The organism is Donghicola sp., from assembly GCF_025210255.1.
GTDB classification, from domain to species: domain Bacteria; phylum Pseudomonadota; class Alphaproteobacteria; order Rhodobacterales; family Rhodobacteraceae; genus Donghicola; species Donghicola eburneus.
Window position 1 is genome coordinate 65,184 of the sequence record NZ_JAOARZ010000011.1, and the last position, 26,294, is coordinate 91,477.

The 26,294-nt window shown below is 58.9% G+C and carries 19 protein-coding genes and 1 tRNA gene; 13 read left to right on the top strand and 7 right to left on the bottom strand.

Annotated elements, in window-relative coordinates; all coding sequences use genetic code 11:
- Positions 1–56: 56 nt before the first annotated feature.
- The 5 genes from N4A58_RS02900 to N4A58_RS02920 all read left to right on the top strand — a co-directional run bounded on the left by N4A58_RS02900 (position 57) and on the right by N4A58_RS02920 (position 5,729).
- The gene (locus N4A58_RS02900; protein ID WP_072706548.1) at positions 57–929 is read left to right on the top strand and encodes a carbohydrate ABC transporter permease; all 873 of its coding nucleotides are present in this window, start codon (positions 57–59) and stop codon (positions 927–929) included.
- On the top strand, positions 922–1,812 hold the full coding sequence (locus N4A58_RS02905) for a carbohydrate ABC transporter permease (protein ID WP_293707663.1): 891 nt from the start codon (positions 922–924) through the stop codon (positions 1,810–1,812). Before N4A58_RS02900 ends, N4A58_RS02905 begins: the two co-directional genes overlap by 8 nt.
- Before the next feature lie 5 nt (positions 1,813–1,817).
- Entirely contained in the window at positions 1,818–2,915 is a 1,098-nt protein-coding gene (locus N4A58_RS02910) for an ABC transporter ATP-binding protein (protein ID WP_293707666.1), read from the top strand.
- Positions 2,916–3,129: 214 nt separating this feature from the next.
- Positions 3,130–4,272 (top strand): heme A synthase, encoded by a 1,143-nt coding sequence (ctaA, locus tag N4A58_RS02915; protein WP_293707669.1) that lies wholly within the window; start codon positions 3,130–3,132, stop codon positions 4,270–4,272.
- A complete protein-coding gene (locus N4A58_RS02920; RefSeq protein WP_293707672.1) occupies positions 4,272–5,729 on the top strand; it encodes a carboxypeptidase M32 in 1,458 nt (485 codons plus the stop codon). The genes ctaA and N4A58_RS02920 overlap by 1 nt, the downstream gene beginning before the upstream one ends.
- A gap of 263 nt (positions 5,730–5,992) precedes the next feature.
- On the opposite strand, the gene N4A58_RS02925 is transcribed toward N4A58_RS02920, so the two are convergent.
- From N4A58_RS02925 to gyrA, 3 genes are all read right to left on the bottom strand, one after another.
- A complete protein-coding gene (locus N4A58_RS02925) occupies positions 5,993–7,753 on the bottom strand; it encodes a hypothetical protein (protein ID WP_293707674.1) in 1,761 nt (586 codons plus the stop codon).
- A gap of 540 nt (positions 7,754–8,293) precedes the next feature.
- Positions 8,294–9,145 carry a LysR family transcriptional regulator gene (locus N4A58_RS02930; RefSeq protein ID WP_293707677.1) on the bottom strand — a complete coding sequence of 284 codons (852 nt, stop codon included), beginning with the start codon at positions 9,143–9,145 and terminating at the stop codon, positions 8,294–8,296.
- A gap of 110 nt (positions 9,146–9,255) precedes the next feature.
- Positions 9,256–12,018, bottom strand: coding sequence for a DNA gyrase subunit A (gyrA, locus tag N4A58_RS02935; RefSeq protein WP_293707679.1), 2,763 nt, complete (start codon positions 12,016–12,018; stop codon positions 9,256–9,258).
- 195 nt (positions 12,019–12,213) lie between these two features.
- On the opposite strand from gyrA, the gene N4A58_RS02940 reads away from it, so the two are divergent.
- Positions 12,214–12,483, top strand: coding sequence for an usg protein (locus tag N4A58_RS02940; protein WP_072706540.1), 270 nt, complete (start codon positions 12,214–12,216; stop codon positions 12,481–12,483).
- Between the two features lie 55 nt (positions 12,484–12,538).
- Here the strand turns inward: N4A58_RS02940 and N4A58_RS02945 are convergent, their stop codons facing one another.
- Together N4A58_RS02945 and N4A58_RS02950 are read right to left on the bottom strand one after the other, a co-directional pair.
- Entirely contained in the window at positions 12,539–13,006 is a 468-nt protein-coding gene (locus N4A58_RS02945; protein WP_293707683.1) for a disulfide bond formation protein B, read from the bottom strand.
- Positions 13,003–13,581 (bottom strand): YqaA family protein, encoded by a 579-nt coding sequence (locus tag N4A58_RS02950; protein ID WP_072706709.1) that lies wholly within the window; start codon positions 13,579–13,581, stop codon positions 13,003–13,005. The genes N4A58_RS02945 and N4A58_RS02950 overlap by 4 nt, the downstream gene beginning before the upstream one ends.
- A gap of 152 nt (positions 13,582–13,733) precedes the next feature.
- On the opposite strand from N4A58_RS02950, the gene N4A58_RS02955 reads away from it, so the two are divergent.
- The 3 genes from N4A58_RS02955 (at position 13,734) to N4A58_RS02965 (ending at position 18,988) form a co-directional block, all read left to right on the top strand.
- A tRNA-Leu gene (locus N4A58_RS02955) sits at positions 13,734–13,819 on the top strand.
- Positions 13,820–14,589: 770 nt separating this feature from the next.
- The gene (locus tag N4A58_RS02960) at positions 14,590–18,105 is read left to right on the top strand and encodes a Hint domain-containing protein (RefSeq protein WP_293707685.1); all 3,516 of its coding nucleotides are present in this window, start codon (positions 14,590–14,592) and stop codon (positions 18,103–18,105) included.
- A 208-nt stretch (positions 18,106–18,313) separates the two neighbouring features.
- Positions 18,314–18,988: a Hint domain-containing protein gene (locus tag N4A58_RS02965; RefSeq protein WP_293707911.1), complete on the top strand. Its 675-nt coding sequence runs from the start codon at positions 18,314–18,316 to the stop codon at positions 18,986–18,988.
- Here the strand turns inward: N4A58_RS02965 and N4A58_RS02970 are convergent.
- Together N4A58_RS02970 and mnmA are read right to left on the bottom strand one after the other, a co-directional pair.
- Positions 18,940–19,569 (bottom strand): nucleotidyltransferase family protein, encoded by a 630-nt coding sequence (locus tag N4A58_RS02970; RefSeq protein ID WP_293707688.1) that lies wholly within the window; start codon positions 19,567–19,569, stop codon positions 18,940–18,942. The two genes, N4A58_RS02965 and N4A58_RS02970, sit on opposite strands and share 49 nt — an antisense overlap.
- 37 nt (positions 19,570–19,606) lie before the next feature.
- Positions 19,607–20,752: a tRNA 2-thiouridine(34) synthase MnmA gene (gene mnmA, locus N4A58_RS02975; protein ID WP_293707691.1), complete on the bottom strand. Its 1,146-nt coding sequence runs from the start codon at positions 20,750–20,752 to the stop codon at positions 19,607–19,609.
- A gap of 130 nt (positions 20,753–20,882) precedes the next feature.
- Here mnmA and N4A58_RS02980 point away from each other — a divergent pair, with 130 nt between their 5' ends.
- The 4 genes from N4A58_RS02980 (at position 20,883) to recG (ending at position 26,264) form a co-directional block, all read left to right on the top strand.
- Positions 20,883–21,185: a DUF1153 domain-containing protein gene (locus tag N4A58_RS02980; RefSeq protein WP_293707693.1), complete on the top strand. Its 303-nt coding sequence runs from the start codon at positions 20,883–20,885 to the stop codon at positions 21,183–21,185.
- A 73-nt stretch (positions 21,186–21,258) separates the two neighbouring features.
- Positions 21,259–21,978 (top strand): response regulator transcription factor CtrA, encoded by a 720-nt coding sequence (gene ctrA, locus N4A58_RS02985; RefSeq protein WP_072706535.1) that lies wholly within the window; start codon positions 21,259–21,261, stop codon positions 21,976–21,978.
- Between the two features lie 68 nt (positions 21,979–22,046).
- Positions 22,047–24,173 carry an NAD-dependent DNA ligase LigA gene (ligA, locus tag N4A58_RS02990; RefSeq protein WP_293707695.1) on the top strand — a complete coding sequence of 709 codons (2,127 nt, stop codon included), beginning with the start codon at positions 22,047–22,049 and terminating at the stop codon, positions 24,171–24,173.
- A 3-nt stretch (positions 24,174–24,176) separates the two neighbouring features.
- A complete protein-coding gene (recG, locus tag N4A58_RS02995) occupies positions 24,177–26,264 on the top strand; it encodes an ATP-dependent DNA helicase RecG (RefSeq protein WP_293707697.1) in 2,088 nt (695 codons plus the stop codon).
- The last annotated feature ends 30 nt before the right edge of the window (positions 26,265–26,294 follow it).

Sequence of the window (26,294 nt, forward strand, 5' to 3'; positions counted from 1 at the left end):
ACGGCCCTTCGCGCGCGCCAAAGCGCGGAGGGCCTTTTCGTCAGGAGCAATCCAAAATGACCCTCTGGCTTGAACGCCATGTACCCAAGCTGGTACTGGCCCCGACTTTTATTGCCATTCTGCTCTTTGTTTATGGCTTCATTGCCTGGACAGGATGGATCTCGCTGACCAAATCCCGCCTGATGCCGAAATACGACATCGAAGGCTTCCAGCAGTATGACCGTCTGTTCGCCGCGCCCCGTTGGGATGTCGCGATGAACAACCTCTATATTTTCGGCGCGCTGTTTATCGTGATTTCGATGGTGCTGGGTCTGCTTCTGGCGATCCTGCTGGACCAGAAGATCCGCACCGAAGGCGTGTTGCGCACCATCTATCTGTACCCCATGGCGCTGTCGATGATCGTGACCGGCACCGCGTGGAAATGGATCCTGAACCCCGGTCTGGGTCTGGAAAAAGTTGTTCAGGGCTGGGGCTTTGAAAACTTTACCTTCGACTGGCTGGTGAACCCTGATTACGCCATCTACACTATCGTGATCGCCGCTGTTTGGCAGGCCTCTGGTTTCGTGATGGCGCTGTTTCTTGCAGGTCTGCGCTCGGTCGATACCGAGATCATCAAAGCGGCCCAAGTGGACGGCATCCCGACCACCCGTATCTATACCGCGATCATCATCCCTTCGATGGCGCCGATCTTCCTGTCCGCGTTCATTGTTCTGTCGCACCTCGCGATCAAAAGCTTTGACCTCGTGATTGCGATGACCAATGGTGGCCCCGGTTACGCGACCGACCTGCCGGCGACCTACATGTACGCCATGGCGTTCTCGCGCGGGGATCTGGGGCAGGCGGCAAGCTCTGCCATGATCATGATGCTCGTCGTGTTCACCATCGTTGTTCCCTACCTCTATTCTGAACTGAGAACCCGCAATGACTGATCTGTCTGCAACCCAAGGCGCATCCCGCCCGTGGGGCAAGATCGCCCTGCGCTGGGGCCTGTATGTCCTGCTGGGACTGTTCGCCCTGTACTACCTTGTCCCGCTTTTCGTGATGGTCACCACATCGCTGAAAAGCCTAGATGAAATCCGCTCGGGTAGCCTGATTGCCCTGCCGCGCGAAGTGACCTTTGACGCGTGGGCCAAAGCATGGTCCGGCGCCTGTACCGGCATCCAGTGCGAGGGCCTGAAGCCCTATATGTGGAACTCGATCCTGCTGGCCATTCCGGCGGTTCTGATCTCCACTGTGATCGGCGCGATGAACGGCTATGTGGTCGCGCAGTGGCGCTTCCGCGGGGCGAACATCATCTTTGCTCTGCTGCTGTTCGGATGCTTCATCCCGTTCCAGGTGGTTCTGCTGCCCATGGCGAAGATGCTGGGTATCCTTGGCCTTGCAGGCTCGATCCCCGGTCTGATCCTGGTGCACGTGGTCTATGGCCTTGGCTTCACCACGCTGTTCTTCCGCAACTACTATGTGACCATTCCTGCTGAACTGGTCAAAGCGGCCAAGATCGACGGCGCGGGCTTCTTCCGGATCTTCTTCTCGATCTTCCTGCCTTTGTCGCTGCCCATCATCGTGGTTTCGGTCATCTGGCAGTTCACCCAAATTTGGAACGACTTCCTCTTTGGTGTGTCGTTCAGCCAGGCGGGCACCCAGCCCATCACCGTGGCTCTCAACAACATCGTCAACTCCACCACCGGCGTTAAGGAATACAACGTGGATATGGCTGCTGCGATCATCGCCGCTCTGCCCACGCTGCTCGTCTATGTCGTCGCCGGCAAGTACTTCATCCGCGGCCTCACCGCCGGTTCGGTGAAAGGATAACCCCCATGGCTCCTATTCTCGACATTCAAAACCTGTACAAATCCTACGGCCAGACCGAGATCCTCAAGGACATCAACGTGTCCATCGAAAAGGGTGACTTTCTGGTGCTGGTCGGCCCCTCGGGCTGCGGCAAGTCCACGCTGCTGAACTGTATCGCCGGTCTGGAACCGATCACTGGCGGTCAGCTGAACATTGCCGGACAGGACATGACCAATGTCAGCCCCAAAGACCGCAATATCGCGATGGTGTTCCAGAGCTATGCTCTGTACCCGACCATGTCGGTCGCCAAGAATATCACCTTTGGTATGAAAGTCCGCGGCGTCGACAAATCGGTGCAGGACCAGAAGCTGGCCGAAGTGGCGAAACAACTGCAAATCGAAAAGCTGCTGAACCGCAAGCCCAGCCAGCTTTCGGGCGGCCAGCGTCAGCGTGTGGCGATGGGCCGTGCGCTGGTCCGTGACCCCGCGCTGTTCCTGTTCGACGAACCTCTGTCGAACCTTGATGCGAAGCTGCGTGTGGAAATGCGTACTGAAATTAAGCGTCTGCATCAGGATATTCATGCGTCGATGGTCTATGTGACCCACGACCAGATCGAGGCGATGACCCTTGCCACCAAGATCGTGGTCATGAAGGACGGCATCATCCAGCAGATCGGAACGCCTGCGGAAATCTACCGCCAGCCTGCGAACCTGTTCGTGGCGGACTTCATGGGCAGCCCTGCGATGAACCTGATCCCCGCCAAGGTTTCGACCGACGGCAATGCGCGCCGCATCGAGATCGCCCGTGACGGCGAGGCGCCTTTGGTGCTGACCGATCGACGCGGTGTGGACCTGCCCAAAGACGTGATCATCGGCCTGCGCCCCGAAGACATCACCGATCCGGGCAGCCGTCAGGGTGACAATCTGGAACTGGCCGACGTGCATGTGGACGTGGTCGAACCTGCCGGTGCGGACACTTATGTGGTCTCGCGTTTGGGCGGCAAAGAGGTCACCGCGCGTCTGCAGGCCGAGACCGAAGTGCGCCCCGGCGCCCGCGCGCAATTCGCGTTCGATCTGGGTAAGGCGACGTACTTTGATCCTGCCAGCGGTGCCCGTCTGGTGTGATCCATTCTGCGGCTTGCGTTCCTGTTGCGCTGTTGAGCCGTGGGTATTTTGACCAAGATGAAGGGGGTGGCATGCGCTGCCCCCTTTGGCGTTTTGGAAAATGTACCTTTCAGGTGCGGTTTTCTGGCGCGTCTGCTGAATGCGGGCAGGCGGTTTGCTTGAAGATGGGGGGCTTGCGCCCTAATGTCCGCTCGAAACTTGGAGAAGTAGGTCCATGAGCGGAAAGCGCAGTATTTTCGAAGAGGTAGACAGCAAAGAGGCGGTGCAGACCAGCGCCGTCGGGTCCATTGACCGGACCCGCCGCGGCGCGCGGGGCGCCGTTCGGATCTGGCTGATGCTTTTGTTTGTCATGGTGATGGCGATGATCGCGGTGGGCGGCTTGACCCGTCTGACCGATAGCGGGCTGTCGATCACCGAATGGAAGCCCGTCACCGGTGCCTTGCCGCCCTTGGATGCGGCCACATGGGAGTCCGAATTCGCCAAGTACAAGGAAATCCCTGAATACCAGTTGCAGAACAAGGGCATGACCCTGTCCGAATTCAAAGCGATCTACTGGTGGGAATGGGGGCACCGGCAGCTGGGGCGGACCATCGGTCTGGTCTGGGCTTTGGGCTTCCTCGGCTTTGCTGCGACGCGCAGTATTCCTCCCGGTTGGACGGGACGGTTGCTGTTCGTTGGCGCGTTGGGCGGTGTGCAGGGCGCCATCGGCTGGTGGATGGTGGCCAGTGGTTTGACCGGCGAGATGCTGGATGTTGCCAGCTACCGTTTGGCAACGCACCTTGGTCTGGCGTTCGTGATCCTTGGGTTTATTGCGTGGTATGTGTTTGAGCTGGGGCGCGAGCCGCGCGATCTTCTGCAGGCGCGCCGCGGCGGTGAGAAGAAGCTGTTCGGGATGTCGACCGGTCTGCTGCACTTTGCTTTTCTGCAGATTTTGCTGGGGGCGTTGGTGGCTGGCATTGACGCGGGCCGGAACTACCCTGATTGGCCGATGATGGCCGGATCGTGGACCCCGCCGGATATGCTGAGCCTTGAGCCTGTGTGGCGGAACTTCTTTGAGAACGATGGCACTGTGCAGTTCATTCACCGCATGTCCGGGTACTTGCTGTTCATCTTTGGCGTCGTTGTCTTCCTGAAGGGACGCAAGAGCGCGTATCCCAAGACCCGCGGGGCCTTTACCGTCGTGTTCGCGATGCTGGTGCTGCAGATGCTGCTGGGGATTGTGACTGTGATGCACAGCTCGCCTTGGTATCTGGCGATCCTGCACCAAGTGGGCGCGGTGGCGCTGTGGGTACTGATCCTGCGGGCGCGGTTCATGTCGCGCTATCCTGTCTCCACCAGTGTGCGTGAGGGTCTGTGATGTCTGCATATGACGCGTTGATGGCGTTTCAGCGTCAGACCTCGGCTCTGGCCGAGGTCGCGGGGCGCACCGGATGGGACCAAGAGGTTCTGATGCCCGAAGGCGCTGCTGATCAGCGGGCCGAGGAAATGGCAGCGCTGGAATCCGTGCTCCATGCCCGTCGCTGCGATCCCCGCGTGGGCGAGTGGCTGGCTGCTGCCGAACCTGCGGATGATGTGCAAAAGGCAATGTTTCGTGAGGTCAAGCGCAGCTATGATCGGGCCACCAAGGTCCCCGGCGATCTGGCCGAGGCGTTGGCGCGGACTACGAGCCGCGCCCAAGGGATTTGGGCCAAAGCGCGGGCCAACGAGGATGTCTCGGCGTTCTTGCCGACGCTTGCCGAAGTGGTCGATCTGCGCCGCCAAGAGGCTGCGGCCTTGGGTGGAGAGATCGCCTATGACGCTCTGCTCGCGGATTACGAGCCAGGTACATCAAGTGCCGAGATCGCCGCGCTGTTTGACGCCATGCGGCCGCGTCTGGTGGCCCTGCGTGATCAAGTGCTGGCAAAGCCGCAGAGCGATCAGGTGAGCGGGTCCTTTGATCCTGCGATCCAGATGGCGCTGGCCGAAGAAGTCGCTGTCGCCTTTGGCTATGATCTGAACCACGGGCGCATCGATAAGGCGGTGCATCCGTTTAGCTCTGGCAGTGGTCTGGATGTGCGGATCACCACGCGGACGTCCGAAGATGATCCGTTCAACTGTCTGTATTCGACCATCCACGAGGTTGGTCATGCCTGCTACGAGCAGAACATCGACCGTGCATACCTGCTCAGCCCCTTGGGGCGCGGCGTGTCGATGGGCGTGCATGAAAGCCAGAGCCGGATTTACGAGAACCAGATCGGACGCGGGGAAGCCTTTACCGGTTGGCTCTATGGCCGGATGGTGGACCGGTTTGGGGATATCGGCGTCAGCGACGCGCAGGCTTTTTATCGGGCGGTGAACCGCGTTCATAACGGCTGTATCCGGACTGAATCGGACGAAGTGCAGTATAACCTGCACGTCATGTTGCGCTTTGATCTGGAGAGGGCGCTGTTCAGTGGCGATCTGCAGGTCAGCGAACTGGAAGCCGCTTGGAATGACCGGTTCGAGGCGGACTTTGGTTATGCAGTCGACAAACCCTCGAATGGGGTGCTGCAGGATGTGCACTGGTCCGTGGGGCTGTTCGGATATTTCCCGACCTACAGTCTGGGGAACGTATATGCGGGCTGTCTGAATGCAGCGATGCGCCGCGATGTGCCGGATCTGGATGCGGCGCTGGGGCAGGGGGATACCGCGCCCGCGAAGGCTTGGCTGAAGGAGAAGGTACAGCAGCATGGCGCGCTCTACGCCCCGCGCGAAGTGATCGAACGCGCCATTGGCGGTGACATCAGCCCCGAGCCCTTACTTTCCTATCTGGAAGATAAGTTTCTGGCGCTCTGACACGAAAGGGGGCCTATCACGGCCCCCTCCCATGCATGAGCGGCTGTCTTGGAATAAAGTAAACCACAAATACGCTATGCTGTTAAGATTTATTGCAACGGCAGGTTTTGCTTTGTTGCAAAAATCGAATGAAAACAGGCTATTTGCGTAAGTGGGTATGGAAAACCTTACGATTTCTTCCCGTCGTATTGCAGAAATGAATGAGCGAAATCGCTCCGCCGCGGCGCAGAATTCGGGGCATTCGTTAATTCTGTTTGGGTGAATTAGATGCCTGCGCCCACCAGACTCAGCAGGACAGTCGTCAGAAGACCTGCAAAGCCAAGGCCGTCGTCGCTATCACTGCCTTCGTCGCCACCATCGTTCTGATCGTCATCGTTCGCGTCGTCTTCGTCGATCTCGATCTTGGGCAGGGGATCCTCGCGGAAGATAAAGGTCGCTTCGGTGCCGTCGCTGTCGGTGCCATCCAGTTCGGTGCTGCCGCCCTTGTGCCATGCGTCGATCGCGTCCGCGCCTTCTTCGGTGCGGGCAAAGGTCAGGCGGATGATCTGTGCGGGCTGGGTGAAGTCCAGCTCGATTGCGCCGTTCTTGACCTCGGGGGCAAAGTTCTCGCGGATGCCCAAGGCATAGGTCTCTGCTTCGGGGGTCTGGTTGACGCCGGGCAGGTTGGGCACGTCGAACAGGTCTTTCCAGTTGTCCGGTGTTTCGCTGCGCAGGCTCTGGCCCCAGACTTCCTTGATCTCTCCCAGACCATCCAGTGCGATGTCTGCGGTGAACACGTCGCCTTCGAATTTCGAGGGCGCAACAATGAACATGACCAGCTTGTCCTCGCTGTCAAAACCAAAGGTGGTGACGGCGCTGTCAGACTTCAGGTCGTTGTCCTGATACCAATCCAGAACCTTGGTGTCTTCCAGAGCTTCGGCCATCATGTCCTGCATGGAGCCAGCGGTAAAGACATAGGTGTCGCCATCGGTGCCAACGTAGCTGGAGCGGCCCGCATGGGTCAGGTCCCAGCCGTAGACGCCTGCGGACGAGGTGCCAAGCGCTTGGTACTCCGAGAACATCTGCAGCAGATGCTCGCCCTGTTCCAGACCGTAGGGACGGTAGTCCAGCATGTCCTGATAGTGCTGTTCGAACGCCAGATGAGAGCGGCCGTCCAGATCCAGATCGTCGAAGTCGTACTTGCTGCCTTCGGCGGTCGAAAGGAAGCTGTGCGCTGCTTCGACACGCGACAGGGAGGCGGTGTTGTAGGCCGACAGGGACAGCGACGGACGATCAAGGCCCAATGCGTTCGCTTCTTCTTCCCATGCTTCGAGGCTGGCGGCGACATCGTCAACCGAGCTTTCCGAGGCGGACAGGGTGATCGCAAAGCGGTGGTGCACCACGGCGTCTGCCATGATGATCGAGTCCTCGCTCAGGTTCTCAAGGATCTCTTCGGTGTACTCAACCGAGCGGCCCAGCTGGACGTTCCAGTCCACCTTGCCAGCGACCTCGGGGTACTCGGCCTCTTTTTCCAGAACGACTTCGCTGTAGACGTTTACGATTTCTGCGTAGTTGGCGGACTTTTCCAGTTCATCCGCGCCGTCGAACACAGCGTAATATTCGTTGCCAACTTCAAAGATCAGAGTGTCGGGCAGGGCGCCGTGGGCACCCGAGTACAGATCGTCCAGAAAATCGCCAAGATGCGTACGCAGCAGATCGTGATCATCGGTGTAGCGCGCGGTTGGCAGAACAACTGTCAGGCCCAGACCCTTGTCCACGCAGTATTCCATCATTTCGTCGATGCCAGGCTTATTGCCCAGAGCGGCCGAGTTGTAGAGGCCGTCATGCTCAAAGCCGAACCGCTCGGGGTTCTTCTCTGCCATGGTGCCGCCGGGCCAAACGACCATACCTAGGTCGGTCTGGGACAGCGCGTCGTCGAATTGACCAAAACTGCGGAAGCTAACGTAGCGGGCACCAAAACTATCACTCGTGATCTCGAGAGCGTCTTCGCTGATTGAGCCTTTGGTTGTTAAACCTAGCGTCATCTCGGGGTCTCCACGGATGCGGTCCCGACTGGTGGGGCATCCGCTTAGTTAGTTGATCGTGACATCTTGTTCGATGCTTTGACGTTAGCGCGAAGGTAGAGCGCTGCTTACCGCAATGTTCGCAAACCGCTCTTTGCGTGGAGACACTTAAATACTTGAAAGATATGATAGTATATCCCAACAGGAGAGATACAGAGCCTACCCCAAGGGGGTGAAACAAGTACTAAAGTGTGTATAATACTAACGGATAGTTCCCGCTTGGGTTGTGGTGAAAATTACGTCCAACAGGGCGCATGGTGACCAAAGGGATTGGTCTCGCACCCCGTCGAGGAGGTCGGTTGATCATGGTGGGAGGGTAGGTACAGCACCAAGGTATTGGTTGCGACTACGTCCAAATCTGCGAATCAACATTCAGATTGCGACGGTCATCCTGTGCTGTAGATTTCTTTTGCGTCACAAGAGATGCCATCTGCGCAACAAAAAAACCCGCCGGAGCCGGCGGGTTTTTGTTTCTTGTGATTTTCGGTCTGTGATGCAGCGTTAGCTGCGCAGAAACTCTGTTGTCCGTTCCTTGAGCCATTCGCGCGCTGCCTTAAGGACAGGGTCGCTGCGACGGGTCTCGTGGTAGCATAGGTACAGGGGCACATCGTCGATCGCTGGCGCGTCTTCGATCGCCTCAAACGTCGGATCTTGGTCGCCAACAAATGTGGGCAGCACGGCAGACAAGCCGGTTTCTGCGCAGACACTGTGGATCGACTCGAAGTTATCGACGCGGATCATGGGCTCGCAGCCGAAGTATTCTTTGGCCACACTCATGGCAGAGTACTTGTCTGTTTCCAGCGGAAGACCGGCCCAGTCCTTGGTGTCAGAGGTGTTGTCGCGATGCTTGTACAGCTTGAACCGCATAACACCGCACTGAGACGAGATCAGACGGCCATGTTCGGGGCGCGCCGGTGTGATCAGGATGTCGTTGTCGTTCAAGTTCTCTTGCATCGAGTCCAGATTGAACGAAATGCGGATCTTGGGGTAGGTGGTCATGAATTCCGACAAGCGCGGATAGATCATGTACGTGCCGACCATGAAGGGCACGCAAATCCGTAGGTCACCGGCCAGATCGCCAGAGGCTTCTTCGGTTTCGCGGCGGATCGCAGAGATGAGCGCGCCGTCAAACTCCATCGCTTGATTGACGATGTTCTCGAGGCGCGGGTTCAGAACCCAACCTTCAGGACGCTTTTCAAAGGGCGGATAGCCCAAAGCTTCGCCCAAACGCGCCATACGGCGGGACACCGTGGCGGGGTTGGAGTCCAGACGCTGCGCGGCAGCTGCCATGTTCCCTGTGCGGTAAAAGGCGATCAGATAGCGAAGATCGTCCCAATTCTTAAAGCTCGGCATAAACCCTCTAAGGTAGAAATTTACATGTACGCTATTTATTAAACGTGTCGGGCGCAAACAAAGGTTCACGCCCGGTAAATTTTTTTCCGTTCTATTCGTATAGGTCGGCGTTATTCCTCCGACGCCGGGGCCTCTGCGCCGCCGTCATCTTCGACCTCGTCTGTTTGGTCGGCAATCCGTGCCACCGACACCACGTGTTCCCCGTTTGACGTGTTGAACACACGGACCCCGCCTGCGCTACGCGAGCGGAAAGAAATGCCATCGACAGGGACGCGGATGGACTGGCCTTTGGACGTTGCCAGCATGATCTGATCGTCACCCTCGACAGGGAACGAGGCCACGATTTCACCGCCGCGCATGGATTTCTCCCACGCGGTGACGCCAAGGCCGCCGCGACCCCGGATCGGGTAGTCGTGGCTCGACGATAGTTTGCCGACGCCATTGGCCGTGATGGTCAGGATCAGGTTTTCGGCGGCCGACATTTCTGCATAGCGTTCCTGCGGCAGCGGGGTGTCCGCATTGCCTTCTTCTTCGCTCGCGTCGTCTTCGGTCACACCGGCCATCAGGCGGCGCATCTTCAGATAGCTTGCACGCTCGTCGGACTCGGCTTCGAAGTGACGGATGATCGACATCGACACGACCTCGTCATCGCCCGACAGTTTCACACCGCGCACACCGGTCGAGGCGCGCGAGTTAAAGACACGCACTTCGGGGACGGGGAAGCGGATCGCACGGCCCGAGTTCGTGACCAACATCACGTCGTCATCTTCAGAACAGATGCGCGCGTTGATCAGGCGGGTGTTTTCGTCTTCGCCTTCGAACTTCATCGCGATCTTGCCGTTCGCCTTCACGTTGGTGAAGTCGGACAGACGGTTGCGACGGACAGAGCCCTTGGACGTTGCGAAGACGATCTGCAGGTCGTCCCAATCATCCTCGGGGCGGTCGACGGGCATGATCGCTGCGATCGAAACACCGACGGGGATGGGCAGAATGTTGACGATTGCTTTGCCTTTGGCGGTCCGACCACCAAGGGGCAGGCGCCAGCACTTCAGCTTGTAGGCCATGCCATCGGTGGTGAAGAACAAGAGTTGCGTGTGGGTGTTGGCCACGAACAGGGTGGTGACGACGTCATCATCCTTGGTCGCCATGCCCGACAGACCTTTGCCGCCACGCTTTTGCGCGCGGAAGTCAGCCAGCGCGGTGCGCTTGATGTAACCGGACTGGGTCACGGTCACGACCATGTCTTCGCGTTCGATCAGGTCTTCGTCTTCCATGTCACCGGACCAATCCACGATCTCGGTGCGGCGGTTGACGGCGAACTGTTCGCGAACCTCGTGCAGCTCATCAGCGATGATGCCCATGATCCGTTCGCGCGAGCCCAGAATTTCCAGATATTCGCGGATCGATTTGGCCAGTTCTTGCAGCTCGTCGGTGACTTCCTGAACGCCCAGCTGGGTCAGGCGCTGCAGACGCAGTTCGAGGATGGCACGGGCCTGTGCTTCGGACAGGTTATATGTGCCGTCTTCGTTGATGGTGTGGGTCGGGTCGTCCACCAGCTTGATGTATTCCGCGATGGATTGCGCGGGCCAGCGGCGGGTCATCAGCTTTTCGCGGGCTTCGGCGGCGTCAGCGGACGAGCGAATGGTCGCGACCACTTCGTCCACGTTGGTGACAGCCACGGCCAAGCCACACAGAATGTGTGCGCGATCACGAGCCTTGCGGAGCAGGTAGGCGGTGCGGCGCACCACGACATCTTCGCGGAAGTCGATAAAGCAGGTCAGGAACCGGCGTAGGGTCAGCTGCTCGGGGCGGCCGCCGTTCAGGGCCAGCATGTTGCAGCCGAACGAAGTCTGCATCGGGGTAAAGCGGAACAACTGGTTCAGCACGACCTCGGGGGTCGCGTCACGCTTCAGTTCCACCACAACGCGCACGCCGTTACGGTCCGATTCATCCTGTACGTGGGCAATGCCTTCGATCCGCTTGTCGCGGGCGGCTTCGGCGATCTTTTCGATCATCGAAGCCTTGTTCACCTGATAGGGAATCTCGGTGCAGACGATGGCGTAGCGGTCCTTGCGGATCTCTTCCACGTGAGTTTTCGAGCGGATGATGACGCTGCCGCGCCCCTCGAGATAGGCTTTGCGCGCACCCGAACGGCCCAGCAGAATGCCGCCCGTCGGGAAGTCGGGGCCGGGCACATACTGGATCAGCTGTTCGCTGGTCAGGTCCGGATCCTCGATCAGAGCGAGGGTTGCATCAACCACTTCGCCCAGGTTGTGGGGCGGAATATTGGTGGCCATACCCACCGCAATACCACCAGCGCCGTTGACCAGCATGTTGGGGAAGCGGGCGGGCAGAACTGTGGGTTCACGGTCCTTGCCATCATAGTTGTCTTGGAAATCGACGGTGTCTTTGTCGATGTCGGCCAGCAGCGCAGAGGCGGGCTTGTCCATGCGAACTTCGGTGTAGCGCATGGCCGCAGCGTTATCGCCGTCCATGGAGCCAAAGTTGCCCTGACCGTCCAGAAGCGGCAGCGACATCGAGAAGTCCTGCGCCATACGGACCAGCGCGTCATAGATCGCGCTGTCGCCGTGGGGGTGGTATTTACCCATGACGTCGCCGACAGGACGCGCGGACTTGCGGTAGGGCTTGTCGTGCGAATTGCCGGTCTCGTGCATCGCATAGAGGATGCGTCGGTGCACAGGTTTTAAGCCATCGCGAAGATCGGGAATGGCGCGGCTGACGATCACCGACATCGCGTAATCCAGATAGGATGTCTTCATCTCGTCCGCGATCGAAATCGTGGGTCCGTGATGGATCGCGCGCGGCTTCGGATTTTCTTCTGCGTTTTCAGGGGTTTCCGGAGTATCGGTCACTGTGTCGCCTGTCCCAGCCGTTGGTTCTATATATTGTTGAAAGGGTTATAGCAGAGCCAGCATATGGTGCGCAATGCCAGTGGACACCTGCGCTGGCAGCCCAAGGGGGTGGCTGCTAACACACTGTTTTTCTTGCCAGAAAAATCCGGTTGGCCTGTAATTTGAATCAGAGCAGAGAGAACAGGAGAACCGCAGATGGAAAAGAGCGAAACAGAACTGCTGTTAAAGGGCTACGGGCTGACCACCGCCGAGATGATTTACCGTATGCCTGATTACACGTCCGTGCTGAACACATTTGTCTGGCAGGAGTATGACTTGGCCCCCGACTATCCCAAGATGTTCGAGTTCATCGAATTCTGGGAGCGCGAGATTGAGGGCAAGCTACACACCGTCCGCTTTGCCCACCGAAAATTGCTGAGCCCGACGGACTGGCAGCAGATCGTGGGCGAATTCCGCATCCACTGAACATGCCAAAGGCGGCCTTGGGTGGGCCGCCTCTGTTGTCTCTATATAGTGAGTGTCAGTATTTGCTGCGCGCAGCAGCGATCCAGATCAGGACGAACAGCGCCGAGAAGATGGCGTTGTAGCCAGCCATGGAAATGCCGAACAGATCCCAGACGATCTCGTCGCACATGACGACGCCGGTCGGGCCATCAAGGCTGAGCAGGTCATTACCCGTCAGTCCAGACAGTGCATCGCCAGAGCCGGTGCAGCTAGTGGGCCCTTGCCACCATTTCTGCTCGACCCCTGTGTGATAGACGCCGAGGCCGCTGGTGATGGCCGCCGCCAATGCACCGAGCCATGCGATGAAAGACGCGGGAAACAGCACTCCCACCACGCCCATAGCAATCGCGGCCGCATGGGGCCAGCGCTGCCACAGGCACATGGCGCAGGGCGGGTAGCCTCCGATATACTGGAAGGCAAAAGCGCCGAGCAAAATGGCCAGCGAGCCGAAAGCTGCCAGAGCGATGAGAGAGCGTTGAGTCATAGGAACTTTACCACGTAGAAGCCGCCGATCAGCACGGCAAGAAACAGCGCGAACATAATGCCGAGCCGCTTCTCGATGAAATCACGGATTGGTGCGCCGAATTGCTTGAGCAGCGCGGCGACAAGGAAGAAGCGGATGCCGCGCGCCAAGAGAGAGCTGACCATAAAGGTCGCGAGCGGCATGCCGGTCCAGCCGGACATGATCGTAATGACCTTGTAAGGGAAGGGGGTCATGCCCGCGATCAGCACGGCCCAGAAGCCCATGTCATTGAAGCGGACGTTAAACGCCTCCATCGCGTCGGCTTTGCCAAGGGCCGCAAGAATGGGCTGGCCAACGGTTTCGAATGCGAAGGCCCCAATCGCATAGCCAAACAGACCGCCCAAGATCGAGCTGATCAGTGCAACGCCCGCGATCAGCCAGGCGCGGCTGGGGCGGGCAAGGATCATGGGGATCATGATGACGTCTGGGGGAATAGGGAAAAACGAACTTTCGACGAAAGAGACAATCGCCAGCGCCCAAAGTGCGCGAGGATGGTCGGCGAGTCCCATCGTCCAATCATAAAGTCGACGTATAATCGGTCTTACTCCTGCTGAAATCGCGTCAGACATTCCATGCTGCGGGGCGGCGGTCAATAATGCTGACGTGTCCTGCGTTTTTCATCACCTGATATGCGGGTTGGGTCTTGTCCCTGCCGAATGGTTGGGCTAGTCAGTCCCACACAGTGCCTGCCTGAGTGGCGGAATGGTAGACGCAGGGGATTCAAAATCCCCCGATGGCAACATCGTGTGGGTTCGAGTCCCACCTTAGGCACCACAGTTTCTCAATGACATTGATGACGCAGAGTTTGCAGGGATCACCCGCGCTCTTGCAGCTGTGTTCTGCATTTGCAGTGCCGCAGTGCGGCTTGCATTTTGAAACCCCATACTTTCGAGATTTAACTGCTTGAAACCGCGTGTGATTCGGAGCGGGCGGCGCGTCGATTGCCGATATAGCGGATGAAATTCCGCCAAAGCGCCAAAATATCCATACTAACGAATGTGGCCGAAAGTGGGCGTGACCGCCTGTGCATAAAGTTTTCACAAAAAAACTAAATTCATTCTGTACGGGAAACGTTCACGTTTCGATGATACTCCGTGAATTGATGCAATACCCAATAAATAAAAGCTAAAATCTGCTAATCGAGGTTTCTGCAGGTGCATCATTGGATCATTTTGCGAAACAAACGGGGCTCGATTTCGTGAATAAGGCGAAAAAAAGGCGGCTTTAAGGCCGAAAAAAGGGGTCAACCCGCTAACCATTTCGAATTTTCTCTTTGTCTTAAGGGTGGGTGGGATGTATCCCAAAGGAGTGCCCATCTGGGGGGATGGCGCTTTTGACTGAGTAACACGGGCTCGCAGGGCAACCTGCGTGGCAAGTGTGGAAGGCGTAAAGAGTTCTGCGACGTCCACCTATGGGCACCATAAACCGTCTGGTTTGTGAACGATCTCCTACACCTTTAAGTCAGAAGTGGCATTGTGGTTCTGTCGAACCTCTGTGGGCTCTTGTTGACGCCACGGCCTTTGCGCCGGACAGGAGTAAGAGAGATGACGTTTTATAAGTACAGCTCATGGATGGACTGGTACAAAAGCCACTCGTCCGACTATGACGGCTCTACCGCCATGAATTACACCGACGACTCGCAGGGCTTGATTGGCCTGTGGGATTTCCTGAACGGCACCGCAGACACCGGTCTCGAGGACGGCGTTGCCCAGAACGGCAAACTGTTCGGACATGCCAACGTCAAGGACGGACAGCTGCATCTCGACGGTCACGAAGATTACATGACCATCGAAGGCAACGATAACCCCTTCGATCTGGGTCAGGGCACCATTGAGGTCCAGTTCACCCAGAAAGAGCATGTGGGATATTCCGAGGACGTCATCATTTCGCGCGGCGAAATCGAAGACGCGTACGGTGGTGAGGTTAACACACCTGAGGGTTACTTCGAGATTGGCGTCACGAAGGACGGTCGGGTGTACGTCAAGCACATCGACGACGGCAATAAAGCGTTTCTGAAGACTGACGATCATTTCTTCAAAGAAGGTGACACGCTGAACGTCTCGTATTCCTGGGACGAAAACACCGGCGGTACTTTTGTTGTTCAGAACCTGACCGACAGCTCGGAAACCACTCTGACACACGATGTCAAAGGTCTCGATATGGAGATCGGTGACAACGATGGCGAAAGCTGGACTGTTGGCGCACGCGAAGACAGCGACTACGACGGCGACTACTCGCACTACTTCAAGGGCGCGATCGACTACGTCGCGATCTTTGACAACGCAGCGCCTCAGGGCGACGGCTATGTCGAAGGCACTGCTGGCGACGACCTGATCGACATCAATTACGATGGCGACCCCGAAGGCGACATGATCGACAACGAGGACGCGATCCTCGCAAACAGCGACCTGAACGACGACGTGGTTCTGGCAGGCGCAGGCGATGACACTGTCAAAGCTGGCGAAGGCAATGACATCGTTTATGGCGACAGCAAGCAGGGCTCTGCAGAATCCTCGCCTGTCACCATCAAGATCGACAGCGCGTCGGCCGAGTTCGCGAACAAGATCTACGCCTACACCATCGATCCTAAGACGGGCGAAATCTCGAACGTGAAGCTGCTTGAGGCAGATGCGCGTGACGGCGTTGGCAGCACATACGAGTACAACGCGGCTCAAGGCGCAGTTGTCGGTGTGGGTATCGTAAACGAGCACGGCCAGTTCCTGTCCTCGGGTTATGGCGACAACATCAACCTGAACAGCGATTGCAAAGTCCACACCAAGGGCATCCAGCAAGTTGATGAAACCACTGTCAAAATTGGTTTCGAAGACTGGTACAATCTGGGTGACAAGGACTTCAACGACGTCAAGATCACCGTTGATCTGGGCACTTCGGGTGCATCTTTCGACAACGCACACTACGAGACTTCGTCGGATGTGGGTTCGGCGATTGTCACCGAAGGCGCAGGCGACGACCAGATCCACGGCGAAGCGGGCGACGACACCCTGTACGGCGAAGGTGGTAACGACACCATCGACGGCGGCGCGGATGACGACCTGATCTATGCAGGCGACGGCAACGACTCTGTGATCGGCGGCGACGGAAACGACACCATCTTCTACGGTGCAGGCAACGACACCATCGAAGGCGGCGCAGGCGACGATCTGATCGACGACGCGGACAAAGTGATCCTTGACGGCGCAGACGTGATCGACGCGGGCGACGGCAATGATACGGTTTATTCGGGTCTCGGCGACGACACCATCGAAGGCGGCGCGGGTGCTGACCTGATCTTTGGCGAAGGCGGCGATGACAGCATCACCGGCGGGTCCGAGAACGACTCGATCTACGCAGGCGACGGTGCCGACAGTGTGCGCGCTGGAACGGGCGACGACTCCATCCGCGGCGAAGGTGGCAATGACACCCTGCGCGGCGAAGACGGCAATGACTTTGTCGATGGTGGCGACGGCAACGACAGCGTGTCTGGCGGTGCAGGCGATGACACCGTTCTGGGTGGCGCTGGCGACGACCTCGTTCGCGGTGGTTCGGGCAACGACTCCATGGAGGGCGGCGCAGGCAACGACTACATCGACAGTGGCTCGGGCGATGACACCATCGACGCAGGTGACGGCGACGACACCGTCGACGCGTACAACGGTTCGGACAGTGTTCTGGGTGGCACGGGCAACGACTCGATCATGGTTGGCTGGCAGGACACCGAAGCTCTGCCCGACCTGGGCTACCCCGGCCTGTTCGACGCGGACAGCGACCCCGAGAATGACCGTGACTTTGTCGATGCGGGCGAAGGCAACAACTACGTCTGGACCGGTGACGACCGCGACACCATCTACTCGGGCAGCGGCAATGACACCATTCTGGCGGGTATCGACGACGACTACGTTGACTCTGGCGCTGGCGACGACCTGATCGTAGGCGGCGAAGGGGCCGACACCATTCTGGCGGGTGATGGCAACGACACCGTGTACGCTGGCTTCGCGCCTGATCTGCCCGACGACCTGAACATCCCCGATGGCGAAGACCTCGTCACCAATAACGGCACCGACTATGTCGATGCGGGCGCGGGCAATGACCTTGTCTTTGGTTCCGATGATGCGGACACCATTCTGGGTGGCGACGGTGATGACACCATCGACGGTGGCATCGATGCAGACGATCTGTTCGGTGGCAAGGGCGATGACACCATCATCCTCGGCCTGCCGGGCGATGCACACGCTGACTATGCCGAAGGCGGCGACGACCGTGATACCTTCACCGGCGTGGGCGCAGGCGACACCGTTGACGGTGGCACCGGCGGCGACGACTGGGATACTCTGGATCTGACCGGTCTGGGTAAGTGGCGATTTAACGAAGTCAGCAACGACGCAGACGGCGACTCGACCAGCGGTGAGGTGAATTTCCTCGATAGCCTCGGAAACGTGACCGGTACTCTAAACTTCAAAGAGATCGAGAACATCATCCCGTGCTTCACCCCCGGCACCGTCATTGCGACCCCCATGGGCGAGCGTCTGGTCGAAGAGCTGCAGGTTGGCGATCGTGTGATCACCCGCGACAACGGCATCCAGCGCATCCGCTGGGTTGGCGCAAAGAACGTGACCTCTCTGGATCTGCAGCGTTCGACACATCTGCGTCCGATCATGATCAAGGCTGGCGCGCTGGGTAACGGCCTGCCGGAAACCGACATCATGGTCAGCCCAAACCACCGGATGCTGATCGCGAACGAGAAGACTTCGCTCTACTTCGAAGAGCCCGAAGTTCTGGCGGCGGCCAAGCACCTGCTGGGAACGGGCGGCATCTACGAAGTGAACGTGCCCTCGACCACCTACATCCACTTCATGTTCGACCGTCACGAGGTTGTCCTGTCGAACGGATGCTGGTCTGAAAGCTTCCAGCCCGGTGACTACTCGTTGAAGGGAATCGGCGAGGAGCAGCGGAACGAAATCTACGATCTGTTCCCCGAGCTGAAGAACCAGAAGGGTCTGGAGAATTTCGAAGCGGCGCGTCGCTCGCTGAAGAAGCACGAAGCGAAGCTGCTGGTGCACTAAAGCGCTATCAAAACCAATACTTTTGAAGAAGGGCGGTATCCGTGGGGTGCCGCCCTTTAACTTTTTAAGTAAGAAATACTCACATAACCGCCTGCAACAGGGCGCATTTGTGCCCTATTTTGATGTCAGAAATCTTGATTATGGACGCGTGTGTGTTCGTTGAGGGTGTGTGAGGGCAATGGATCAATCGGGTGGAAAAGTGGTGCAGATGCGATCGGGCTGGCAAAGGGCCAGCGGTCCCGTCGTTGCTCCTGATTTCTCGAACGATCCTTCTTTTGCGACGCCATTTAGCGTGCCTTGCTTTACGCCCGGAACACATATTGCGACACGCCAAGGCCCAAGAGCGGTCGAGGAATTGCGTACTGGCGACCAGCTGCTGACAAGAGACAACGGGTTTTGCCCCGTGCTCTGGGTTGGTCGGAGCCGCTACAAGCTCAGCAATGCCAATGGCGGCGCCCGTCTGCAGCCCGTACTGATCAAGGCCGGAGCGTTTGGCGATGGCGTTCCACAAAGTGACCTTCTTGTCTCTCCCGACCATCAATTGTTGCTCACGCGGCAGTTGGTGCGGGCGAATTTGCCGTCTGTCGAGCTATTGGTGCCTGCGCGGTGCTTCCTTGGTCGGGATGGGGTCGTTGTGGCGCCTCAGCGCGAGGTCGAGTTTGTGCATGTTCTGATGGAGCGGCACGAAATTCTGCTCGCGGATGGCGCTTGGACCGAAAGCTATCGTCCTGACTCGACCGTTGTCCGAGCACTGCCGGATGTGGTCCGCGAAGACTTGCTTGCGGCTCTGGCAGGCCGTGACCCCGTGCGGGGTCCGGTGTTCGAGGCGGCTCGTCAGTCCTGCGGGGCCGAGGTCTTTGATCCGCGCAAAGCGCCGGAATAATACGCCTCCCACGCTTCGGGCGTGTCCAGATCCAATGTCGCGCGTCGTCCTGCAAGTGGCACGGTCTTTAGTCGGTCCAGATTACGTTTGACCACCGGTTTGGCGCCGTCGTCTCCGGTCAGTTCTGATAGCGGAGGAAACAGGTCTCTCGGGAAAATGACGGGGTGTCCCATGGTGCCTTCGACGTCAGTTGCGCGCCATATCAGGTCCGGTGCAGTCCGGTGCAATTCGGCAAAGTGGACCAGATCGGCGGTCTGTATGTCGGGCATATCGGCGGGCAGGATCAAGGCTCCGGTCACGTGATCGGGCAGGGCGCTGATGCCGCCCCTTATCGAATGGCTCATGCCGTCTGCTGCGTCGGGGATCACCACCTGCGTGACTTTGAGTCCGTGCAATGCCTCGGTGCGTGCGGGGCGGTCGGGCGGCAGTGCCACGTAGACCGGCACCCCGGTCGCCAAGGCCCGCTCGGTGAGAACGCGCAGACATGGTCGTCCGGCAACATCCATTAGCAATTTATCTGCCCCGCGCATGCGCGAGGATGCTCCGGCAGCGAGAATGAGGATAGCGGGCGCGGGTGTCATGCCTGACTGTACCGCGCCGCGCGATGGGAGCAAGGGATCAGTATCCGCGCCAGATCCATCCACCACCCAGAATGCGGGTGCTGTCAGGGTCGTAGAAAACACAGGCCTGACCGGGGCTGATGCCCTCTTCGGCGGTCAGGAGTTCAACCTCTGCCTCGGTGTCGCTGATCGGGCGCAGGATTGCGGGCGCTGGCGGACGGGTGCTGCGGACTTTGACCGCGATTTCGCGCTCGGCCATGTCGGTGAACGGACCATCGCCAAGCCAATTGATCTCTCGCACCGGAACTTTGCGGGTGGCCAGCAGTTCTTTGGGACCAACGATGACCTGCTTCTGGTCCACGTCCAGCTTCACCACATACAGCGGTTCAGACAGTCCGCCGATCCCAAGGCCGCGGCGCTGGCCGATGGTGTAGTGGATCACGCCGTTATGCTCGCCCAAAACGCGGCCGTCAGCATGGACGATCTGGCCGGGCTCTGCCGCACCGGGGCGCAGCTTTTCAATCACGCTGGCGTAGTTGCCGTTCGGGACAAAGCAGATGTCCTGACTGTCGGGCTTGTCCGCCACGCTTAATCCATATTTCGCGGCTAGCTCGCGCGTCGCGTCCTTGGACGGTAAATGCCCCAAGGGGAAGCGCAGATAGGACAACTGTTCCGGCGTGGTCGAGAACAGGAAATAGCTCTGGTCGCGGTTTGCATCGGCGGCGCAGTGCAGCTCGGGGCCGTTTGCACCGTCTTTGCGTTGAATATAGTGGCCGGTCGCCATGCAGTCTGCGTCCAGATCCCGCGCGGTTTCCAGCAGGTCTTTGAATTTGACACGCTCGTTGCAACGGATGCAGGGCACTGGGGTCGCGCCAGCCAGATAGCTGTCGGCGAACTCGTCGATCACCGCATCCTTAAAAATGTTCTCATAATCCAGAACGTAATGGGGGAAGCCCATCTTCTCGGCCACGCGGCGCGCATCGTGGATGTCGATGCCCGCGCAGCACGCGCCCTTTTTCGCCAGCGCTGCACCGTGATCGTACAGCTGCAAGGTGACGCCGACCACGTCATAGCCTTCTTCGGCAAGCTGCGCGGCCACGACCGAGCTGTCCACGCCTCCGGACATCGCGACGACCACGCGGGTCTCCGACGGGGGCTTGGCGAAACCAAGGGAATTGAGCGGGGTGCCGTTGTCCAGCGCCATGGGGCATACTCCTGCGGGTTTGGAACCTGCGGAATATATGAAAATCCTCAGTACTCTCAAGAGCCGGTTTCAGGTCCTGTTAAGTCCCTTGGCCGATTTTCCCTGTGTGGGAAGCAAAAAGGGGACTGATATGTTTCTAAAACGTGTAGAGGGCGTGCGCACTGTGGCGCTGCCCGATGGTCGAGTGCTCAGCCATGCGGACCTGCCGCCGACCAATACCCTGCGCTGGGTCGCCTCGCGTAAGGAATCGGTGGTGCTGGCCGTGCGTCATGGATTGCTGAGTCGTAAATCTGCCTTAGAGAGGTATGGCCTCTCGGACGAAGAGCTCGATAGCTGGGATTCCGCACTTAACTCTTATGGATCAAGGGCTTTGAAGGCGACACAGATACAAAATTATAGACAACCTAGAGAGGATAATGAAAGATTGGGTTAATTGGTAACGTGCAGTTAACCCTTTTTAGGCAGTCTGTACGCAAGATGGTTCAAGAGTTTTGGGAATCTTATAAATGCGTATTTTGCTGATTGAGGATGATCCGGCGACAACCAAGAGCATCGAGTTGATGCTGGGTCATGCTAACCTGAATGTGTATTCGACTGCCTTTGGTGAAGAAGGGATCGAGCTGGCCAAGCTTTATGACTACGATTTGATCCTCTTGGATCTGTCGTTGCCGGACATGAGCGGTCATGAAGTGTTGCGCCAGGTCCGTTTGGCGCGGGTTGAAACGCCCGCGCTGATCCTGTCGGGGGCAGATGACACCGAGAGCAAGCTCAAGGGGTTCGGGTTTGGCGCTGACGATTACCTGACCAAGCCGTTCCACCGTGACGAATTGGTCGCCCGCATTCACGCGATCATTCGCCGGTCCAAGGGGCATTCGCAGTCTATGATCCGCACAGGCCGCATTTGTGTGAACCTTGATGCCAAGACAGTGGATATCGAAGGCGATCCCGTACACCTGACCGGCAAGGAATATCAGATGCTGGAACTCCTGAGCCTGCGCAAAGGGACCACGCTGACCAAAGAGATGTTTCTGAACCATCTTTACGGCGGGATGGATGAACCGGAACTCAAGATCATCGACGTTTTTATCTGCAAGCTTCGGAAAAAGCTGGCAAAAGCGACTGGCGGTGAAACTCATATCGAAACCGTTTGGGGGCGCGGCTACGTGATGCGCGATCCTTCGGATGCAGCAGGCGCGACCAACAAACAGATCGCTGTCGGCGGCTGAGGCGACTGGACGACCGGCACGCACCGTCCTAAACCATCAGGCACACGGAATAGCGTTTGGGGTGCCTCATGAGCCAGGATTTTCACGACACGCCGGTCGAGGCATTGGACGAAACCGGAGCGCGTGCAGAGCTGGGGCGTCTGGCTGGCCTGTTGGGCGCGGCTAATGCGGCCTATCACCAAAAAGATGCGCCCGAGATTTCGGACGCTGAATACGATGCGCTGAAGGCGCGCAATGCGGCAATCGAGTCGCGATTCCCCGAACTGAAGCGCGAAGACAGCCCGTCAGAGCAAGTCGGTGCTGCGCCCGTCGAGGGCTTTGGCAAAATTCAGCACCGCGTGCGGATGATGTCGCTGTCGAATGCGTTCGATGATGAGGATGTCACGGATTTTGTGGATGGCATCGCGCGCTACCTTGGCATGTCTGCGGGTGATCTGGCCTTTACAGCAGAGCCAAAGATTGACGGCCTTTCCCTGAGCTTGCGCTATGAAAAGGGCAAATTGATCTACGCCGCAACGCGCGGCGATGGGGCCGAGGGCGAAGATGTCACGGCGAATGCCCGCACCATCAAAGACATCCCGCAAACACTGACGGACGTGCCCGATGTTCTGGAGGTCCGCGGCGAAGTCTACATGTCGCACGAGGATTTCGAGGCCCTCAATACCCGCCATCAAGAACGCGGTGGCAAAGTTTTCGCCAACCCGCGCAACGCTGCTGCAGGCTCCCTGCGTCAGCTTGATGCTAAAATTACCGAAGCGCGCCCGCTGCGGTTCTTTGCCTATGCGTGGGGCGAACTGTCGGCGCCCTTGGCCGACACCCAGATGGGAGCGATTGAGCGGCTGGCACATCTTGGATTTCAGACCAATCCGCTGACCGCGATTTGCAACGGGCCGGACGATATGATCGCCCATTACGGTATGATTGAACAGAAGCGGGCAACCTTGGGCTATGACATCGACGGCGTGGTCTACAAGGTGAACACCCTTGGCTTGCAAGAGCGTCTGGGCTTCCGCAGCACAACGCCGCGTTGGGCCATCGCCCATAAATTCCCCGCTGAACTGGCGTGGACGCGGCTCGAGGCGATTGACATTCAGGTTGGCCGCACGGGCGCGCTAAGCCCCGTAGCGCGTTTGACCCCTGTGACGGTTGGCGGTGTGGTTGTGTCCAATGCAACGCTGCACAACGAGGACTACATCGAAGGCCGCGACAACGCGGGCAACCCGATCCGCGAAGGGCGTGACATTCGCGTGGGCGATTGGGTGCAGGTGTATCGCGCGGGTGACGTGATCCCCAAGATTGCGGATGTGGACTTGAATAAGCGCCCCGAAGGCTCTGAAAAATATGAATTTCCGACGGTGTGCCCAGAGTGCGGATCAGAGGCGATCCGCGAAGAAGGCGACAGTGTGCGCCGGTGCTCTGGCGGAATGATCTGCCCCGCGCAGGCGGTCGAGAAGTTGAAGCATCTTGTCAGCCGCGCAGCATTTGACATCGATGGCATGGGCGCCAAGCAGGTCGAGCAGTTCTACAAAGACGAGTGGATCAAAGAACCCGCCGACATCTTTAAACTGCGCGAGCGGTACGGCAGCGGTATGCAGCAACTGAAGAACCGCGAAGGTTGGGGTGCTAAAAGCGCGAAGAAACTCTTTGATGCCATTGATGAAAGACGGCAAATCGGTCTGGATCGTGTACTGTTCGGGCTTGGCATTCGCCATGTCGGCGAACAGGTCAGCCGGGTGCTCGCCCGCCACTATGGCAGCTGGGATGCGCTGACCACAGCGCTCGACGCCGCCCACGATGAAAGCAGCGAGGCGTGGGCCGACTTGTTGTCCGTGGATGGCGTGGGCACGGTACTGGCGCGGTCGATCGTGACCGCCTTTGCCCAAGAGGCCGAGCGCGCCAGCATTGATCGTTTGATCGCAGAGCTCGAGGTCCAAGATGTGGCCGCGCCGTCCACCGATGGCAGCCCTGTCGCCGGTAAAACCGTGGTCTTTACGGGGACCCTCGAAAAGATGACACGGGCCGAGGCTAAAGCCCGCGCCGAGGCGCTGGGGGCCAAGGTGTCTGGCTCGGTCAGTGCCAAGACGGACATTCTGGTCGCCGGTCCCGGTGCGGGCTCCAAGGCGAAAAAGGCCGCAGAGCTGGGGATCGAGACCTTGGACGAGGACGGCTGGCTCGAACTGATCGGGCAGGCCTGATCCATGAGCCGTCCCGAAATTCTGTTCCCGCTGTTTGGGGGGCTGGAAACCCTAAACGGGATCGGCCCAAAGACCGCCGAAGCGATGGAAAACCTGCGGATCACCCGTCCGCGGGACCTGCTTTTCCACTTGCCCTATAGCGGGATCAGCCGTGCACGGCGCGAGACGGTCCAAGGGGCAACAACGGGCGAAGTTGTCACCGTCGCGGCGCGCGTCTTGCGCCATACGCCGCCAACGGGCCGTGGCCGCCCGTACCGCGTGATGGTCGAGGATGCGCAGGTCAGTTTTCCCTTGGTGTTTTTCCACGCGCGGGACCGCTACTTGCAGCAAATTCTGCCAGAGGGCGAAGAGCGGATCATCTCGGGCAAGGTTGAATTTTTCGATGGCATCCCCCAGATCGCGCACCCAGATCATGTGGTTCCGATGGAAGAAGAGGCGTCAATCCCGCCCTTTGAACCGACCTATGCGCTGACCTCTGGCGTGACGGCCAAACAGGTGATCAAGGGCGTGGCCAGCGCGCTGGACATGGCGCCGGATCTGCCTGAATGGATCGACCCGTCCTTGATGAAGCAAAAGGGCTGGCCCACGTGGCGCGAGGCTTTGACCGCCGCCCATACCCCCGGAAACGGGGGGGATTTGGCAGCCGAGGCGCCAGCGCGCACCCGTCTCGCTTATGATGAATTCTTTGCGCACCAGCTGACCTTGGGGCTGGCCCGCGCGTCGCGCCGCGAAAAGCCCGGTTTGCCATCGGTTGCCTCGGGTCGGCTGCAACGGCGGGTGCTGGCGGCGCTGCCATATCGCCCCACGGGCGCGCAAGAGCGGGCCATTCGCGAAATCAGTGATGATCTGGCGCGGCCCGTGCGGATGAACCGGCTGCTGCAGGGCGACGTGGGTGCCGGGAAAACCTTGGTCGCGCTGATGTCACTGCTGGTCGCGGTCGAGGCAGGCGGGCAGGGCGTGATGATGGCCCCGACCGAGATCCTCGCGCGTCAGCACATGGAGGGACTGCAGCCCTTGGCCGAAAGCGCAGGCGTGGTGATCGAGCTCCTCACGGGGCGCGACAAGGGCAAAGAGCGCAAGGCCAAGCTGGAGGCGTTGGCCAAGGGAAATATCCACATTTTGGTCGGCACGCATGCGGTCTTTCAAAAGGATGTCGAATTCCACGATTTGCGCCTTGCGGTGATCGACGAACAGCATCGATTTGGCGTTTCGCAGCGGCTGGAGCTGGGGCGCAAGGGGCGCGCGGTCGATGTACTGGTCATGACCGCGACACCGATCCCGCGCAGCCTTGCGCTGACCCAATTCGGGGATATGGATGTCTCGATCCTCGACGAAAAGCCGCCCGGACGCACACCAGTGAAAACCGCGCTCATCTCGAACGAGCGCATGGACGAAGTGACAGAGCATCTGCGCCACGCGATTGCGCAGGGGCGTCAGGCCTATTGGGTCTGTCCGCTGGTCGAAGAGAGCGAGGTGTCTGACCTGACCTCTGCCCAAGAGCGGTTCGAACGCCTGCGCGCAGCACTCGGAGAAGGCGTGGTCGATCTGGTCCACGGCCAGATGCCCCCCGATCAAAAAGACACCGCGATGGCGCGGTTCCAGTCGGGCGAGACCAAGGTGCTGGTCGCGACCACAGTGATCGAGGTGGGGGTCAATGTGCCCAATGCCTCGATCATGGTCATCGAACGGGCCGAGATTTTCGGCCTTGCGCAGCTTCACCAGTTGCGCGGACGGGTGGGGCGCGGCGCGGCGGCTTCGACGTGCCTGCTTATGTACCAACCCCCGTTGTCCGAGACCGGCCAGCGCCGCCTGACCACGTTGCGCGATACCGAGGACGGTTTTCGCATCAGTGAGGTAGATCTGCAAATGCGCGGGGCAGGTGACCTGATCGGGACCGCGCAATCAGGCCTGCCACGATTCCGGATCGCCGATATGGAGCGACAGGCGGACTTGATGGCGACGGCCCAAACCGACGCTCGCGCGCTGCTGACGACGGACCCGCACCTGACATCCGAGCGTGGTAAGTCTGCTAGAACGCTTCTTTGGCTCATGGAGCAGGATCAAGCGATCCGTTTGATTTCAGTGGGTTAAGCGCTTCTCGCACCCGGTGTTCTAAAATGT

What these genes read in the sequence shown, in the direction of transcription:
- N4A58_RS02900 (WP_072706548.1), top strand. Translation starts at nt 57, where the DNA reads ATGACCCTCTGGCTTGAACGCCATGTACCCAAGCTGGTACTGGCCCCG.
- N4A58_RS02905 (WP_293707663.1), top strand. Translation starts at nt 922, where the DNA reads ATGACTGATCTGTCTGCAACCCAAGGCGCATCCCGCCCGTGGGGCAAG.
- N4A58_RS02910 (WP_293707666.1), top strand. Translation starts at nt 1,818, where the DNA reads ATGGCTCCTATTCTCGACATTCAAAACCTGTACAAATCCTACGGCCAG.
- ctaA (WP_293707669.1), top strand. Translation starts at nt 3,130, where the DNA reads ATGAGCGGAAAGCGCAGTATTTTCGAAGAGGTAGACAGCAAAGAGGCG.
- N4A58_RS02920 (WP_293707672.1), top strand. Translation starts at nt 4,272, where the DNA reads ATGTCTGCATATGACGCGTTGATGGCGTTTCAGCGTCAGACCTCGGCT.
- N4A58_RS02925 (WP_293707674.1), bottom strand. Translation starts at nt 7,753, where the DNA reads ATGACGCTAGGTTTAACAACCAAAGGCTCAATCAGCGAAGACGCTCTC.
- N4A58_RS02930 (WP_293707677.1), bottom strand. Translation starts at nt 9,145, where the DNA reads ATGCCGAGCTTTAAGAATTGGGACGATCTTCGCTATCTGATCGCCTTT.
- N4A58_RS02940 (WP_072706540.1), top strand. Translation starts at nt 12,214, where the DNA reads ATGGAAAAGAGCGAAACAGAACTGCTGTTAAAGGGCTACGGGCTGACC.
- N4A58_RS02945 (WP_293707683.1), bottom strand. Translation starts at nt 13,006, where the DNA reads ATGACTCAACGCTCTCTCATCGCTCTGGCAGCTTTCGGCTCGCTGGCC.
- N4A58_RS02960 (WP_293707685.1), top strand. Translation starts at nt 14,590, where the DNA reads ATGACGTTTTATAAGTACAGCTCATGGATGGACTGGTACAAAAGCCAC.
- N4A58_RS02965 (WP_293707911.1), top strand. Translation starts at nt 18,314, where the DNA reads ATGCGATCGGGCTGGCAAAGGGCCAGCGGTCCCGTCGTTGCTCCTGAT.
- N4A58_RS02970 (WP_293707688.1), bottom strand. Translation starts at nt 19,569, where the DNA reads ATGACACCCGCGCCCGCTATCCTCATTCTCGCTGCCGGAGCATCCTCG.
- mnmA (WP_293707691.1), bottom strand. Translation starts at nt 20,752, where the DNA reads ATGGCGCTGGACAACGGCACCCCGCTCAATTCCCTTGGTTTCGCCAAG.
- N4A58_RS02980 (WP_293707693.1), top strand. Translation starts at nt 20,883, where the DNA reads ATGTTTCTAAAACGTGTAGAGGGCGTGCGCACTGTGGCGCTGCCCGAT.
- ctrA (WP_072706535.1), top strand. Translation starts at nt 21,259, where the DNA reads ATGCGTATTTTGCTGATTGAGGATGATCCGGCGACAACCAAGAGCATC.
- ligA (WP_293707695.1), top strand. Translation starts at nt 22,047, where the DNA reads ATGAGCCAGGATTTTCACGACACGCCGGTCGAGGCATTGGACGAAACC.
- recG (WP_293707697.1), top strand. Translation starts at nt 24,177, where the DNA reads ATGAGCCGTCCCGAAATTCTGTTCCCGCTGTTTGGGGGGCTGGAAACC.